The organism is Variovorax sp. OK212, assembly GCF_900112425.1.
GTDB lineage: Bacteria > Pseudomonadota > Gammaproteobacteria > Burkholderiales > Burkholderiaceae_C > Variovorax.
On the sequence record NZ_FOLP01000008.1, the window covers coordinates 120136 to 135937 of the forward strand.

Below are 15802 nucleotides of genomic sequence, written 5' to 3' on the forward strand. Positions count from 1 at the left end.
TTTCCTTCGGGGTCTCAGTCGAGCATCGCCACGGCCAGCGCGGTGGGCGCGTCGGCGGCGCTCTCGGCCAGCGGCTCGAATTCGTTGATGGCGTCGATCTCGGTGCCCATCGCGATGTTGGTCACGCGCTCCAGCATCACCTCGATCACCACCGGCACCTGGAACTCGGCCATCAGCGCTTCGGCACGCGCAATGGCGGGTGCCATCTCTTCCTGCTTGCGCACGCGGATCGCCTTGCAGCCCAGGCCCTCGACCACCTTCATGTGGTCCACGCCGTAGCTGCTCTCGATGCCCGCGTCGGGCGCCGCGTTGATGTTGTCGAACGCGAGCTGCACGCAGTAGTCCATCTCGAAGCCGCGCTGCGCCTGGCGGATCAGCCCGAGGTAGGAGTTGTTGACCACGATGTGCAGGTACGGCAGCTTGAACTGTGCGCCCACGGCCAGCTCTTCGATCATGAACTGGAAGTCGTAGTCGCCCGAGAGCGCGACGATCTTGCGCGTGGGGTCGGCCGCGCGCACGCCCAGCGCGGCGGGAATGGTCCAGCCCAGCGGGCCGGCCTGGCCGCAGTTGATCCAGTGGCGCGGGTTGTACACGTGCAGGAACTGCGCCGCCGCGATCTGCGACAGGCCGATGGTGCTCACGTAGCAGGTGTCGCGGTCCAGGTGGTTGTTCATGCACTGGTACACGCGCTGCGGCTTCATCGGCACGTCGGCGAAGTTGGTCTTGCGCAGCATGGTCTTCTTGCGGTCGCGGCATTCGCCGGCCCACTGCGCGCGGCTGGGCAGCTTGCCCGCGGCCTTCATCTCCTCGGCCACTTCGACGAACAGCTGCAGCGCGGCCTTGGCGTCCGACACGATGCCGAAGTCGGGCGTGAACACGCGGCCGATCTGCGTGGGCTCGATGTCCACGTGCACGAAGGTGCGGCCCTTGGTGTAGACCTCGACCGAACCCGTGTGGCGGTTGGCCCAGCGGTTGCCGATGCCCAGCACGAAGTCGCTCGCCAGCATGGTCGCGTTGCCGTAGCGGTGACTGGTCTGCAGGCCGCACATGCCGGCCATGAGCGGGTGGTCGTCGGCAATGGCGCCCCAGGCCATCAGCGTGGGAATCACCGGCACGCCGGTGGCTTCGGCAAAGCGCACCAGCAGGTCGGCCGCATCGGCGTTGATGACGCCGCCGCCGGCCACGATCAGCGGCCGCTCGGCCGCGTTGAGCATGGCGATGGCCTTCTCGGCCTGGGCGCGCGTGGCGGCCGGCTTGTAGGGCACGAGCGGCTCGTAGCTGTCGATGTCGAACTCGATCTGCGCCATCTGCACGTCGAAGGGCAGGTCGACCAGCACCGGGCCGGGGCGGCCCGAGCGCATCAGGTGAAAGGCCTGCTGGAACACCTGCGGCACCTGGCCGGGCTCGCGCACCGTGACCGACCACTTGGTGACGGGCTTGGAGATCGACTCGATGTCCACCGCCTGGAAGTCTTCCTTGTACAGCCGCGCGCGCGGCGCCTGGCCGGTGATGCACAGGATGGGAATGGAGTCGGCCCAGGCCGAGTACAGGCCCGTGATCATGTCGGTGCCCGCCGGGCCCGAGGTGCCGATGCACACGCCGATGTTGCCGGCCACGGCACGGGTGTAGCCCTCGGCCATGTGCGAGGCGCCCTCGACGTGGCGCGCCAGGATGTGCGCGATGCTGCCGCGCTGGCGCAGCGCGGAATACAGCGGGTTGATCGCCGCGCCCGGCACGCCGAAGGCCTGCGTCACGCCTTCTTTTTCCATCACCAGCACCGCGGCCTGGATCGCTGTCATCTTTGCCATTGAATGTCTCCTTGAGGTGGTCCCACTGTAGGAAGCGGGGCGCGTTCGAAGAAGACGGCTGCGGACCATAAAACCTATTCCATGGCGGAATAAGTGACTACGATGCGGGCCATGGACAGACTGTTGGCAATGGAAATGTTCGTGCGCGTGGTCGAGACCGGAAGCTTCTCGAAGGCGGCGCGCGAGTTCAACACCACGCAACCCACCGTGACCAAGCAGGTCGCGGCCACCGAGGCGCGGCTGAAGGTGCGCCTGCTCAACCGCAACACGCGCGGCGTGAGCCTCACCGAGCCCGGCGCGCTGTACTACGAGAAGTGCAAGACCATCGTGCGCGAGGCCGAGGAGGCCGAGAGCATCGTGCAGCTGCGCCAGAACCAGGCGCAGGGCCTGTTGCGCGTGGGCACGTCGGTGGCGTTCGGGCGGCGCGTGGTGGTGCCGCTGACGCTCGAGTACATGCGCCGGCACCCGCAGGTGCAGCTCGACCTGAGCTTCGAGGACCGCTACGTCGACCTCATCGCGCAGGGCGTGGACGTGGCCATCCGCATGGGCAAGCTGGCCGATTCGTCACTGGGCGCGCGCTACCTCGGCGCCAACCCGTGGGTCATGGTGGCCTCGCCCGCGTACCTGAAGAAGCACGGCACGCCCCGTCGCGCGCAGGACCTGAGCGCGCACGTGGCGCTCATCTACAGCAGCGTGGTGGGCGACGAGTTCTGGCGCATGCACACGCCCAAGGGCGACGCGGTGACGGTGCCGGTGTCGGGGCGCTTCCGCTCGAACAACCTGTCGGCCGTGCTGGCCGCGGCGCGCGACGGGCTGGGCATTGCGCTGATGCCGCGCTACGTGGCCAGCGACTCGCTGGCCGCGGGCAAGGTGCGCGAAGTGCTCGGCGACCATGCGCTGCCCGAGCAGGAGATCCACGCCGTGTTCCCGTCGCCCAAGCTGGTGCCGGGCAAGGTGTCGGGCTTCGTCGCGTTCCTGCAGGGGCGTTTCGACGAGGGGTGGTGGGCCGCCTGAGGCGTGCGATGGGCCCTGGCGTCCCGCCAGAAGCGCGCGATCAGCCCTGGCGCCCCGCGTGGCGCAAGGTCTGCAGCAGCATGTGGTGCAGGCTGTCGACCGCCTTGGAGCCGCGCGAGGCGCTGCTGCGGTACAGCGCGACCTGCATCGGCTCGAGCGGGCCGAGGTCGTGCGCCGCGCCCAGCACCTGCAGGTGCGCGGGCGCGCTGCACTGCGTGAGCGCCGCCACGGCCAGCCCGCTTTCCACCGCCGCGATCTGCCCGGCCAGGCTGGAGCTGTTGTAGACCACCTTGTAGGGGCGGCCCTGCAATGCCAATGATTGGATGGCGCTGCGCCGACCCAGGCTGGCTTCCTCGTAGACGGCGATGGGCAGCGGGTTGCGGCTCCACACGTCGAACTGCGCAGAGCCGACCCATACCATCGGCTCGTGGAACAGCAGCGTGCCGCGCCGCACATGGTCGCGCGAGACCAGCGCCAGGTCGAGTTCGCCGCGCGCCACGCGCGGAATCAGCGAGGTCGACTGCTCGCAGTCGAGCTGGATCTCGACGCCGCCATGGCGCGGCGCGAAGCGCTTGAGCACGGGCGTGAGGTACTTGCTCGCGTAGTCGTCGGGCACGCCGAGCCGCACCAGGCCCGAGACGCTGTCGCCCTGCAGCGCGGCCTGCGCCTCGGCATGCAGGTCGAGCACGCGGCGCGCGTAGCCCAGCAGCGTCTGGCCTTCGTGCGTGAGCTCCAGCTGCCGCGCGCCGCGCACCAGCAGCCGGCAACCCGCGGCCGACTCCAGCTTCTTGAGCTGCATGCTCATCGCCGACTGGGAGCGGTGCACCTCGGTGGCCGCGCCGGAGAGCGTGCCGGCATCGACCGCCGCAACGAAGCTCTTGAGCCAGTCGATCTGCAGGTCTCTCATGTATTCGAAAAGCGGATGGTTATGTTCAAAATTATGCGCTTTTCGGTTTGTACGGCGGGCGGCACAGTCGGGCCGATGAACTCGACGACTTCCCTGCGCGCCGTGACGGCGGCTCCCGCGACCCGTGCGACTCCTGCAGCCCCTGCCGGCGCCTTGCCGCTCTCGCGCCAGCCGGCCGCGCCCGGCCCGCTCGACGGCCGCGCCATCGGCGTCATGACGCTGCTGTGCCTCGCCTGGAGCCTGCAGCAGATCTCGCTGAAGGCCATTGCCGGGCAGGCCAGCCCGATGCTGATGGTGGCGCTGCGCTCGGGCATCGCGCTGGTGCTGTTGGCGGCACTGATGTGGCACCGCGGCGAGCGTCCGCACGCCGCGCGCTGGAAGCCCGGCGCGGCCGTCGGTGCGCTGTTCGCGCTGGAGTACCTGCTGGTGGCCGAGGCGCTGCGCCTCACGGGCGCGTCGCACGTGGTCGTGTTTCTCTACACCGCACCCATCTTCGCCGCGCTGGGGCTGCATGTGCGGCTGCCGGCCGAGCGCATGGGCGCGCGGCAGATCGGCGGCATCGCGCTGGCGTTCACGGGAATCGCGGTGGCTTTTCTGGGAAGCGATGCGGGTTCCGCCGACGCGAGCGGCCGCGCGCTGCTGGGCGACGGACTGGCGCTGCTGGCCGGCGTGGCCTGGGGCGCGACGACGGTGACGATCCGCTGCTCCAGCCTTGCCGCGGCGCCCGCCACCGAGACGCTGCTCTACCAGCTGCTGGGCGCCTTCGGCCTGCTGCTGCCGGCCGCGGCACTCATGGGGCAATGGCACTTCGAGCCCTCGGCCGCCGTCTGGGCGCACCTGGGGTTCCAGAGCCTGGTGGTGTCGTTCGCGAGCTTCCTGACGTGGTTCTGGCTGCTGCGCCGCTACCTGGCGTCGCGGCTGGGCGTGTTCTCGTTTCTCACGCCGCTCTTCGGGGTGGTGCTGGGCGTCGGCCTGCTGGGCGAGCCCATCGAGCTGCCGTTCGTCGCGGGCAGCGTGCTGGTGCTCGCGGGCATCGGGCTGGTGGCGCTGCGCCGCCGCTGAAAGCGCGGGGCGCGGCAGCCCCGGCGCTTCAGCCCTGCTTCTTCTTCTCTTCGCGCGCGGCCTGCACGGACGGGTCGGCCGCTTCGGGGGTTTTCGGCGGATCGATGGCCTCGTGCCCGTTGCCCACGTGGCCCGAATCGGCGAACAGGCTCCACGCCGCCATGAACAGCGCCGCGATCACCGGCCCGATCACGAAGCCGTTGATGCCGAAGATCGCCATGCCGCCGATGGTGGACATCAGCACCACGTAGTCGGGCATCTGCGTGTCCTTGCCCACCAGCACCGGGCGCAGGATGTTGTCGACCAGGCCGATCACGAACACGCCCACGAAGATCAGCACGCCGCCCTGCCACAGGTGCCCCGTGGCCAGGAAGTAGATGGCCACCGGCCCCCAGATCAGCGCCGCGCCCACGGCCGGCAGCAGCGACAGGAAGGCCATGAGCACCGCCCACAGCAGCGCGCCCTGCACGCCCAGGAACCAGAACGCCAGCCCGCCCAGCGTGCCCTGCGCGATGGCCACGGCCACGTTGCCCTTCACGGTGGCGCGGATCACGGTGGTGAACTTGTTCAGCAGGTAGTGCGTGTGCGGCTTGGCCAGCGGCAGCGCGTCGCGCACTTTCTTGGAAAGGTCCGCGCCGTCGCGCACCAGGAAGTACAGCAGGTACAGCATCACGAAGAAGCTGACGATGAAGTCGAAGGTGTTCTGGCCGATGGCCAGCGCCTGGCTCGCGATGATCTGGCTGGCCTGCCCGGCGGCCGCCGAGATGCGCGCCTGCCAGGCCGCCATGTCGCCCAGGTTGAAGCGCTCCACCAGGTTCAGCAGCCATTGCGGCGCTGCGTCCAGGATCTGCTGGAAGTAGGCCGCGAAGTTGATCTGGCCCGAGCGGATGTTCTGCGTGACCAGCGCCACCTCCTGCACCAGCGACACGCCGACCATGGCCAGCGGCAGGATCACGATGAACAGGCAGATGGCCAGCGTGGAAAGCGCGGCCGCGTTGGGCTTGCCGCGCATCTTGCGCAGCAGCCATTTGTACAGCGGCGTGAACAGGATCGCCAGCGCCACGCCCCAGAGCACCGCGCCGAAGAACGGCATCAGCACCCAGAGGAAGGCGCCGGTCACGACGGCGAGAAGGGCGAGGAACACGCCGCGCTGGAGTTGGGGGGAGTTCATAAGTGTCTCGGACTGTAGCCGAGCCGGAACCCGCGCCTGTGTCAGCCGGTGCGCCCTTGTGCGGCGCGGCAGGTTCCCGCAGGGAATTCGCCCGATACGCGCACCGCAGTTACGTAGTGCGCTATGAAATAGATAGCGAAGTCCGGAATTATTTCACAGCTTCAGCGCTTGGCTCGCGGCAGCGCCACCGGTGCCAGCGTGGCACGCAGCCGGCTCGGCGCGTCGGGCTCGGCGGCGGCATCGACCTCGAGCGCGCGCTCCACATTGCCGATGTGCGCCAGCATCAGCTGGCGCGCCTGCTCGGTGTCGCCCGCTTCGAGCGCCGCGACGATCGCGCCGTGCTCCGCGCACGACTGCCCGGCCTCGTGCTTCGACTGGTACAGCGTGGCCGCCAGCGTGGTGCGCGCCGTGAGGTCGCGCAGCACGTCGACCAGCAGCTGGTGGCCCATCTGCTCGGCCAGGCACACATGGAAGTCGGCCAGCAGGAAGGCGCGCGTGGCCGCGTCGGCGCCTTCGATGGCGCGCTGCTCGTCGGCGATGTGGTCGCGCAGCTTGCGGATCACCTTGGCCAGCGGGCGGCCCTCGCTCGCGGCCAGGATGCCGGCCTCCACGATGCGCCGCGCCGAGAACGCGTCGCGCGCCTCCTCGGCCGACGGCTCCACCACATACCAGCCGCGGCGCGACTGCACCTCGACGAAGCCGCGTGCCTGCAGCTGCATGAGCGCCTCGCGCACCATGGTGCGGCTCACCGAGAAGTTCTCGGCCAGTGCCTGCTCGCCGAGCCGCTCGCCTGGCGCGAGCTTCTGCGCGAGGATGGCCTCGACGACGCGTTCTGCAATGGCGGTGGGGCTGACGTCGGCGGGCATGGAGTTCAACGGGCGCTGGTGGCTGCGGTGGCGGTGCCGGTGTTTACCACGGGCGCGCCGCTGGCTTCGGCTTCGGCCAGCGGTTCGTCGTCGGGCGAATAGCGCCCGTCGAGCACCGCATGCGCGCGCTCGCGGTCGATGTCGCCTTCCCACGCCGCAATGGCCACCGTCGCCACGCAGTTGCCGATCAGGTTGCCCAGCGCGCGGGCGATGCCCATGAACCAGTCCACCGACAGCACCAGCACCAGGCCGATGGCGGGAATCGCCGGAATCGCATGCAGCGTGGCGGCCAGCACCACGATGGCCGAGCCCGGCACGCCGTGCGCGCCCTTGGACGTGACCAGCGCGATCGCCAGGATCGTCAGCAGGTCGGCCATCGAGATGGGCGTGTTGGTGGCCTGCGCGATGAACACGGCCGCCAGCGTGATGTAGATCGAGAACGCGTCCAGGTTGAACGAGTAGCCCGTGGGAATCACCAGGCCCACCGTCGAGTCGCGGATGCCCATGCGGCGCAGCTTGGCCATGATCTGCGGCAGCACGCTGTCCGACGAGGTGGTGGCGAACACGATGGTGAGCTCCTCGCGCAGGTAGCGCAGCAGCTTGATCAGGCTGAAGCCCGACAGGCGCATCACCAGCCCGAGCACCACGAACACGAAGATCGCCACCGCGCCGTAGAAGAGTGCCACCAGCATGCCCAGCTGCTTGAGCGAGCCGATGCCGTACTGCCCCACCGTGAAGGCGATGGCACCCAGCACGCCCAGCGGCGCCAGCTTGATGATGATCCCCATGATCTTGAACAGCACCAGCGAGAGCGCGTCGACCACCACCGCCACCGGCTTGCCGCGATCGCCCAGCAGCGTGAGCGCGCAGCCGAACAGCACCGCGAACAGCAGCACCTGCAGCACGTCGCCGGTGGCGAAGGCGTTCACCACCGTGGTGGGAATGAGCTTCATGAGGAAGTCGACCGTGCCGCCGCTGGTGAGCTTGTCGGCGTTCGACGCGTAGGCGCTCATGGCGGCCGGGTCGAGCTTGGAGGGGTCCACGTTCATGCCCGCGCCGGGCTGGAACACGAAGGCCAGCGCCAGGCCCATGGCCAGTGCGACGGTGGTCAGCACCTCGAAGTAGATGAGCGACTTCACGCCCACGCGGCCCACGCGCTTGAGGTCGCCCGCGCCGGCGATGCCGTGCACCACCACGCAGAACACCAGCACCGGAATGATCATCTTGATCAGCTTGATGAACCCGTCACCGAGCGGCTTGAGCTTGACGGCGTACTCGGGAGCGAAGAGCCCCGCGAGCACGCCGAGCACCAGCGCGATGACCACCTGACCGAAAAGCGATTTGGCGAAGCGAGGCATGGAAGCTCCTGTCTGTCTTGTCGAGGGTTTGCATGCAAGGCCTGCCGTGTCTTGCATACAAGAAATGTAGGCAAGACGGGTTGACGGGGGTCAGAGGGTATTCCCGGGCCGGGTTGCTGCCTACGGGGAATTAAGTCGTGGACTGGTGTTGATTGCCGCCGAAAATTGACCCCCCTAGGGTCAGAGACCGGCGGAATTCAACAAGCAGGGCCCGCGCCGCCATCCAAGCGAGCAACATTGAATGCATCGAGATTAATCGGGCGGTCGTCCGTCGTGGCGAATTTGTCATTCCCATCCATAACAGAGCGATCTACGGAGCCTTCGAGAATCGCAAAGGCCGGTGCCTTAGTCTCCTTGGCGATTTCCGCACAGCGGTAGAGCGCGTAGGCGTGGATGGCCCGCTCGCTTGTACGGCGATTGCCTATGAACGAGACCCGGAAAAGCGTTTCGTCCAGTTTGGCACTGCTGTAGCCGAGGCCGCCGGGCCGATCCGCGCCGACAGGTTGCTATGGCGTGGGAGGCATCGCGCAGCCGGACAGCAAGGCGGCGGTGGCTGCAAAGGTTATCCAGAGGGCTGAGGTCTTCATGAAATTTCTTGTCGAGCGGAATGACGAAACGCATGCCGAAGCACAGATTTATTGGGCTCAGAACCATCAAGCGGCATCAGTCCGCGATGCTTCGATAAGTGACGCCAACGAAATCTCCTCATCAAAATGCGGCCAGTCCTGGCGCACCCGCTCCAGTGTTCCGAGCATCAATGCATCTGGCACATAGACGGGCGGCGTTTCCGGAAAACGATCAAAAGGAGCTTCCATCAGCGGATGATCAAGCACGGGGTTGGAGAGTCCAATCAGCTCTCGCAACCGAAGCACCAAGAGAATCTCCAAAGGTGTTCTCGCGAACTGGCCGCAGTCGGACAAAGACTCTTCTCCTTTCGCTTCTTGCGTATGGTGATCACATGCCGCTAACAACCACGGCTTAAGTGCCTCGGGATCGGATTCCCGCCACATGGCAAGAAGCTCTTCGTACAAAGGCTGCGCACAAGCAAATGCAGGCCAGTCATGCTTTGCATCGCCGCGCCAATCGGCAAACAGGCGCAGCATGAAAGCGTGGCAGCGATGGTGCTGCTCCTCATAGGAAAGTTGGAGTTGAAAGGTTTGATTCAAGCCCGCATGGGTCATGTAGCCCATGTACACCCCCTCATCGATTTGCCCAAGCATGAAATACCACGCCATACATTCCGTCGTGGACTCCCAACTGAGCATTCGCAGGGGTTGATGTGGATTTTCAAATATTCTTTGAAATTGACGATGCCAAAAATAATTCAACTGATGCCCGAATTTCAAATACCCCAAGGCGTCGATGGTCGCTTGCTCCCAAGATTTAACGCTCAACGCAAGCGCCTCAGCCTTACCAAGCAATCGAGCTCCAACTGGGTAATAGGAAGAATTTGGAGGTAAATTGTGGATATTTTTTACATCTGCTCTTGCATTGTATTTTTTCGCTTGCTCCATGTCCCAAGGGGTTGTTTTTTCCACCCATTGAATTATTTGCTTGCGTGTAGTCCAATGCGGATCAATGTTGATTTTCGCTGGAGTTTTAGGGTTGTTCATTTCTCTTTACCGCCAAGGATCTATTTTAATCTGAGAAATCCCGCTCACCCCAGGCGCGGGAAGTCCCATTTGAACCTGAACTCCCACGATTTGATAATTAAATGCCAGCGCATCTTGAATAGATTGAGCAAGTGCTAGATTCCCAAGCGGCTGAGCCTGCCAAGTAGAGCCAGGCAACTGTCCTCGAGGGGGATTTAATGAGTTATCAACCCAGCCCCGTAAAAGAGCTGCTGGATTCCCTTGTGCTATGGCAGCATTGTCAATCCCATTCTGCGAGGACTTGACTTCCGCCACATAGATGATTCTGGCGTTGTCATCAATGGCAACGCCATCCGCACCTTGATTGCTATTGTTTTGCAAAGGCGCAAAGTTCAGCCCCGTGCGTGTATTCAACGTCTGAAGAGCCACCCTCTCACCAAGCGTGCCATTCTGAAGCCCCGGAGTGTGCGACACCGCACGCCCAATCAGTGTTTGCCCAAACAGGCTCGAAACCGGCTGCGGGGTGTTCTCGGGATTGGGCAGCGCAAGAGGGCTGGGCAGCGTGCTTGCCACATTCGTTGGCAACGCGAGAACTTGTCCGGCCGGCGACATCATCATGATCTCGCCCGTGCCTACGTTCAGCACGCCACGGTACCCTGCCGGCAAATTGCCAACATCCATCGGCACATAGCGGGATGGCAGGGCAACCGCAGTACTGGGTCTGATCAGCGTCAGTTCGCCTGTGACGGGATCGATTTCGCCAACGATAGGGCCCTTGCCGCCCGAGCCTCGAGTGAATCCGGGCGGAAGGCCATCGGCGACCACGGGTTTGGTCGGCGCCTTGATGATCACAGCGTTCGGCACCCTCATCCGCCGAAGCGAATGCCGCCTCTTCGATCGGCCGCCGCGGATTCCAGATATTGTTGCGGAAGATGCCACCCAGGCCCGCGACCTTGTACCCGGCGATCTCGACGATCCGTCCGTGCAGGTTGCGGTCCGCGAGCTCCGATCCCCACAGGTTGTCGTAGTCGGCGTGCGAGTCGGTGTCGTGGTTCCCATGGATGAACCAGACCTCGGTGATCCCCATGATCGGTTGCAGCTCGAGGTGCAGCGGCTGGCGCGCCTGGATATCGCCCCGCAGCACGATCGCCTCAGGCCGGAAACGTTCGACCGCGGCGATCACGAGGGCGAAACTGCAACGCGCCGGACAAGAGCGCTCCGCGCTGTCGCCGTGCCGGCGTCTCATGCGTGTCGGCAATTCACCGGCCCGATGAATCCAATTTGCAATCAGCATCACCGAACGCGATCAATTGCATTCGATTTGCCAATTCAGGGTTTTCAGGCATTGATCCTGCATGGGCGAACCCTGAAACTCGCCTGCGCTTATTGAAAGCCCTGCTTTGGGGCCGAATTGGAATTCGGATTTCAAGCCATTGCCGATTGCCGGATGTTCGCCCGCATCCATTCCCAAGATGGTGCACCGAAGGCGCAAGTCCCGCCCGGCGGGGCGAGGGGGAGCGTCATCGGGGCGAGCGAAGCCCGGGACTGAAAGACAGCATCAAGTTTGCTTATGCTGTTGGCTTCCAAAGTGCGACCCATAAGATCGTGGAATTTAACCCTGACCTTAAGGTGTTGCACTTCCATGCCAATGACTCGACGCGCTCTGGTTCGCACCGCTGCAGCTCTCATTCCTGCAATTGGCGGATTTCCTCAAATTGGCCGTGCGGCAAATCGCGCATTCACGTACGGCGGGTCTGCCTGGCTCGGGCATTACTCCGCGTATATCGCCATCAAGACCGGAATATTCGCTAAGAAGGGCCTCGAGATCAAGTGGCAGAGCTTTCCGACCTCGTCCGACCGCATGGGCGCGGTGATGGCGGGTAGCATCGACCTGGCAGGCACCGGCGTGGTGTCCTCGCTGGCGCTCATGGCCGCCGGCGCCACGCAGTTCAAGGTGATTGCCACGCCCAACAACTTCGGCCGGGCCGAAGGCGTGCTCGTGCGCCCGAACGTCGCGGGCATCGCGCAGCTGAAGGGCATGAAGATCGGCGTGACCTTCGCTTCCAGCGCGCACGTGCTGATCCTCGACCTGCTCAAGCAGGCGGGCATGAATGCCGACAGCGATGTCTCGCTGATCAACCTTCCCGCGCCCAACCTGCTGTCCGCCTACCAGGGCAACCAGATCGATGCCGCCGTGGCCTGGACGCCGGCCTTCGACCGCATCAAGACGCTGCCCAACACGCGCGTGCTGGCCGACGACACCTCGTTCTCGCTCTACAAGGAATACAACATCACGCCGGGTCCCGACGTGCTGCTGGCCACCACCAAGCTGGCCAAGGAAGACCCGGCCGCGATCAAGACCTTCCTGCAAGGCATCTTCGAGGCCAACGCCATGCTGACCAACGCGCCCGAGGAAGCAGCCAAGGTGCTGCTCGAGGTCACCGGCCTCACGCTGGACGAACAGGTCAACACGATCAAACAGACCGGCTGGTACAGCGCCGAGCAGCAGCGCGGCCTGCTGGTCGCGCCGGGCGGCTTCGTCACCGGCATGCAGAAGCTCTCCGAGATGCTGGTGTCGCTCAAGCAGATCGACCGGGCGCCGGTGGTTCGCAACTGGCTCGACGCTTCCTACATCTGACATGGCCGAAGCTTCGAAACCCCGCAGAACACCGGCATCGCTGGCATGGCTGAGCGTGCTGTCGCTGCTGATCTTCCTGCTCGGATGGGAGCTGGTCTGCCGCGCCGGCGTGGTCGATCCCATCTTCCTGCCACCGCCGTCGCAGGTGCTTGCCAGGGCCTCCAACATGTGGGGGCAGGGCACGCTGGTGTGGCACGTGCTGGCGTCGACGCGGCGCGTGATGGTCGGCTTCCTGGCCGCCGTCGCGGTCGCGATCCCGCTGGGCATCTGGCTCGGCACCTCGCGCATCGCCCGCGCGATCTTCGACCCGGTGATCTCGTTCCTGCGCCCGCTGCCTTCCATGAGCTGGATCCCGCTGTCGCTGCTGTGGTTCGGGATCAATGAAACGCAGAAGTACAGCATCGTCTTCATGGGCTCGTTCGTGCCGGCGCTGCTGTACGTGATGGAGGCCACGCGCAGCATCGATCCGCTGCTGATTCGCGCCGCGCGCAACCTGGGCGCGCAGCGCTGGCAGGTCATGCGCGAGGTGCTGCTGCCGGGCTGCCTGCCGCAGATCATCTCGGGCATGAAGATCATCCTGGGCCTGTCGTGGACCTGCGTGATCTCGGCCGAACTGGTCGCGGCCAAGGAGGGCCTGGGCTTCATGATCATGAACGGCAAGGAGTTCTTCCAGACCGACACCGTGGTCCTGGGCATGGTGCTCATCAGCTTCACCGTGCTGGCGACCGACCTGCTCGTGCGCGCGCTGGAGCGCTGGCTTCTCGATTGGCAAAAATGACAAACAGCATGATCAGTATTCGCGACGTGTCGAAGAGCTTCGGCGACAACCACGTCCTGTCGAGCCTCGACCTCGAGGTGAAGAAGGGCGAGTTCCTTGTGCTGCTGGGCGCGTCGGGCTGCGGCAAGTCGACGCTGCTGAACCTCATGGCGGGCTTCGAGAAGCCGACGCACGGCACCGTGTCGGTCAACGGCAAGCGCATCGACGACGTCACTTCCGCCTGCGGCATGGTGTTCCAGCAGTACGCGCTCTTCCCGTGGCAGACGGTGCAGCAGAACGTGGAGTTCGGGCTCAAGATGAAGAAGGTGCCCAAGGACGAGCGCGCGGCCGTGGCGCGCCGCTTCATCGAGATGGTCGGCTTGAAGGGCAGCGAGAACAAGTACCCGCAGGCGCTCTCCGGCGGCATGAAGCAGCGCGTGTCCATTGCGCGCGTGCTGGCCAACGACCCCGACGTGATGCTGTTCGACGAACCCTTCGCCGCGCTGGACGCCATGACGCGCCAGGTGCTGCAGGACCAGCTGCTGTCGATCTACGAGCAGAGCGGCAAGACGATCGTCTTCATCACGCACTCCATCGACGAGGCCCTGATGCTGTCGACCCGCATGGTCATCATGGGCTCGCGCCCGGGGCGCGTGGTGCAGGACATCCGCAACGAGCTGCCGCATCCGCGCACGGCGGAGATCCAGCTGTCGGAAGACTTCATCGCACTGAAGCGTTCGATCTGGGAAACGGTGCAGGAGGAAGTCGGGCGCACCCTGGCGGTATCGCGCGGCTGAACTGCAGGCCTCAATGAAAAAGCACCGGGACTTTGCGTCCCGGTGCTTTTCTTCATGGGCGCGTGAAGGCGCGAGTCAGAGCGTGTTCGTGAGTTCGGGCACGGCCACGAACAGGTCGGCGACGAGGCCGTAGTCGGCCACGCTGAAGATCGGGGCTTCTTCGTCCTTGTTGATTGCGACGATGACCTTGGAGTCCTTCATGCCGGCCAGATGCTGGATCGCGCCGGAGATGCCCGCTGCGATGTAGAGCTGGGGGGCGACGATCTTGCCCGTCTGGCCCACTTGCCAGTCGTTGGGGGCGTAGCCCGCGTCGACGGCTGCGCGGCTGGCACCCAGGCCTGCGTTGAGCTTGTCGGCCAGCGGGGCCATGACCTCCTGGAACTTCTCGGCGCTGCCGAGTGCGCGGCCACCGGAGACGATGATCTTGGCGGCCGTCAGTTCAGGGCGTTCGCTCTTCGTGACTTCGCGGCCGACGAAGCTGCTCTTGCCGCTGTCCGCGACGCCTTCAGCCGTTTCGATCGCTGCGCTGCCACCGGTGGCTGCCGCGGCGTCGAAGCCGGTCGTGCGAACGGTGATGACCTTGGTGGCATCGCTGCTCTGCACGGTGGCGATGGCGTTGCCGGCGTAGATCGGGCGCTCGAAGGTGTCGGGGCTGTCGACCTTGGTGATGTCGCTGATCTGGGCCACGTCCAGCTTGGCGGCCACGCGGGGGGCCACGTTCTTGCCGTTGGCGGTCGAGGGGAACAGGATGTGGCTGTAGTTCGCTGCGATGGCGAGGACTTGAGCGGCGACGTTCTCGGCGAGGTTTTCAGCGAGGCTCGGGCTGTCGGCTGCGATGACCTTGGTCACGCCTGCGATCTGGGCAGCGGCCTTGGCGGCTTCTGCTGCGTTCGCGCCTGCGACCAGCACGTGGACCTCGCCACCGCACGCCAGTGCAGCAGTCACGGTGTTCAGGGTCGCCGGCTTGATGCTGGCATGGTCGTGTTCGGCAATAACAAGTGCGGTCATGTTCAGATCACCTTCGCTTCGTTCTTCAGTTTGTCCACCAGCGCTGCAACGTCAGGCACCTTGATGCCGGCACCGCGCTTGGGAGGCTCTGCGACCTTGAGGGTCTTCAGGCGGGGCTTGACGTCCACGCCCAGATCTTCGGGCTTGAAGACATCCAGCTGCTTCTTCTTGGCCTTCATGATGTTGGGCAGCGTCACGTAGCGTGGCTCGTTCAGGCGCAGGTCGGTCGTGATGACCGCGGGCAGCGTGAGGCTCAGCGTTTCCATGCCGCCGTCGACTTCGCGAGAGACGGTGACCTTGTCGCCAGCGACTTCGACCTTGGAGGCGAAGGTGGCCTGGGGCAGATCAGCAAGAGCAGCCAGCATCTGGCCGGTCTGGTTCGCGTCGTCATCGATGGCTTGCTTGCCCAGGATGATCAGCGAGGGCTGTTCCTTGTCGACCAACGCCTTGAGCAGCTTGGCAACCGCCAGGGGCTGCAGCTCTTCGGTCGTCTCGACCAGGATGCCGCGATCGGCACCGATGGCCATCGCCGTGCGCAGCGTTTCCTGGCACTTCGCATCGCCGCAGGAAACCGCGATCACTTCCGTGACCACGCCCTTTTCCTTCAGCCGCACAGCCTCTTCGACAGCGATCTCGTCGAAGGGGTTCATGCTCATCTTCACGTTGGCAATGTCCACCCCGGTGCCGTCGCTCTTCACGCGCACCTTCACGTTGTAGTCGACGACCCGCTTCACGGGCACAAGGATCTTCATATTCGCGTGAACTCCAGAATTGATTTGAAAGACGGCGGGCTGATGCCCGATTCGGCGCGCGCCTCGACGCGC

At 65.1% G+C, this 15802-nt stretch carries 15 protein-coding genes; 6 read left to right on the forward strand and 9 right to left on the reverse strand.

Going from position 1 to position 15802, the window contains the following annotated elements; genetic code table 11:
• Nucleotides 1-14: 14 nt before the first annotated feature.
• Entirely contained in the window at nt 15-1808 is a 1794-nt protein-coding gene (gene gcl / locus BM004_RS23000; RefSeq protein ID WP_093217089.1) for a glyoxylate carboligase, read from the reverse strand.
• Nucleotides 1809-1919: 111 nt separating this feature from the next.
• Between gcl and BM004_RS23005 the strand changes: the two genes are divergently transcribed.
• Nucleotides 1920-2822, forward strand: a complete 903-nt coding sequence (locus BM004_RS23005) for a LysR family transcriptional regulator (protein WP_093217091.1) — start codon at nt 1920-1922, stop codon at nt 2820-2822.
• 40 nt (nt 2823-2862) lie between these two features.
• On the opposite strand, the gene BM004_RS23010 is transcribed toward BM004_RS23005, so the two are convergent.
• Nucleotides 2863-3729, reverse strand: a complete 867-nt coding sequence (locus tag BM004_RS23010) for a LysR family transcriptional regulator (RefSeq protein ID WP_093217094.1) — start codon at nt 3727-3729, stop codon at nt 2863-2865.
• A gap of 213 nt (nt 3730-3942) precedes the next feature.
• Between BM004_RS23010 and BM004_RS23015 the strand changes: the two genes are divergently transcribed.
• Nucleotides 3943-4791: a DMT family transporter gene (locus tag BM004_RS23015; RefSeq protein ID WP_256220023.1), complete on the forward strand. Its 849-nt coding sequence runs from the start codon at nt 3943-3945 to the stop codon at nt 4789-4791.
• 28 nt (nt 4792-4819) lie between these two features.
• Here BM004_RS23015 and BM004_RS23020 read toward each other — a convergent pair whose 3' ends face one another.
• The 5 genes from BM004_RS23020 to BM004_RS41805 all read right to left on the reverse strand — a co-directional run bounded on the left by BM004_RS23020 (nt 4820) and on the right by BM004_RS41805 (nt 10630).
• Entirely contained in the window at nt 4820-5962 is a 1143-nt protein-coding gene (locus BM004_RS23020) for an AI-2E family transporter (RefSeq protein WP_093217099.1), read from the reverse strand.
• Between the two features lie 161 nt (nt 5963-6123).
• Nucleotides 6124-6828 (reverse strand): GntR family transcriptional regulator, encoded by a 705-nt coding sequence (locus BM004_RS23025; RefSeq protein WP_093130126.1) that lies wholly within the window; start codon nt 6826-6828, stop codon nt 6124-6126.
• Between the two features lie 5 nt (nt 6829-6833).
• Complete coding sequence (locus BM004_RS23030; protein ID WP_093217102.1) at nt 6834-8186, reverse strand: C4-dicarboxylate transporter DctA; 1353 nt, start codon at nt 8184-8186, stop codon at nt 6834-6836.
• Between the two features lie 653 nt (nt 8187-8839).
• The gene (locus BM004_RS40755; RefSeq protein WP_143072480.1) at nt 8840-9799 is read right to left on the reverse strand and encodes a hypothetical protein; all 960 of its coding nucleotides are present in this window, start codon (nt 9797-9799) and stop codon (nt 8840-8842) included.
• Between the two features lie 6 nt (nt 9800-9805).
• A complete protein-coding gene (locus BM004_RS41805; protein ID WP_218152717.1) occupies nt 9806-10630 on the reverse strand; it encodes a hypothetical protein in 825 nt (274 codons plus the stop codon).
• Between BM004_RS41805 and BM004_RS42515 the strand changes: the two genes are divergently transcribed.
• The 4 genes from BM004_RS42515 (at nt 10623) to BM004_RS23060 (ending at nt 13970) form a co-directional block, all read left to right on the forward strand.
• Nucleotides 10623-11168: a hypothetical protein gene (locus BM004_RS42515; RefSeq protein WP_177206575.1), complete on the forward strand. Its 546-nt coding sequence runs from the start codon at nt 10623-10625 to the stop codon at nt 11166-11168. The two genes, BM004_RS41805 and BM004_RS42515, sit on opposite strands and share 8 nt — an antisense overlap.
• Before the next feature lie 252 nt (nt 11169-11420).
• Nucleotides 11421-12416, forward strand: coding sequence for an ABC transporter substrate-binding protein (locus BM004_RS23050; RefSeq protein WP_177206576.1), 996 nt, complete (start codon nt 11421-11423; stop codon nt 12414-12416).
• 1 nt (nt 12417) lies between these two features.
• A complete protein-coding gene (locus BM004_RS23055; protein ID WP_093217112.1) occupies nt 12418-13194 on the forward strand; it encodes an ABC transporter permease in 777 nt (258 codons plus the stop codon).
• Between the two features lie 8 nt (nt 13195-13202).
• Nucleotides 13203-13970, forward strand: coding sequence for an ABC transporter ATP-binding protein (locus BM004_RS23060; RefSeq protein WP_093130122.1), 768 nt, complete (start codon nt 13203-13205; stop codon nt 13968-13970).
• A gap of 75 nt (nt 13971-14045) precedes the next feature.
• Here the strand turns inward: BM004_RS23060 and BM004_RS23065 are convergent, their stop codons facing one another.
• Complete coding sequence (locus BM004_RS23065; RefSeq protein ID WP_093217114.1) at nt 14046-14978, reverse strand: electron transfer flavoprotein subunit alpha/FixB family protein; 933 nt, start codon at nt 14976-14978, stop codon at nt 14046-14048.
• A 2-nt stretch (nt 14979-14980) separates the two neighbouring features.
• On the reverse strand, nt 14981-15730 hold the full coding sequence (locus tag BM004_RS23070) for an electron transfer flavoprotein subunit beta/FixA family protein (protein WP_093130120.1): 750 nt from the start codon (nt 15728-15730) through the stop codon (nt 14981-14983).
• Between the last annotated feature and the right edge of the window lie 72 nt (nt 15731-15802).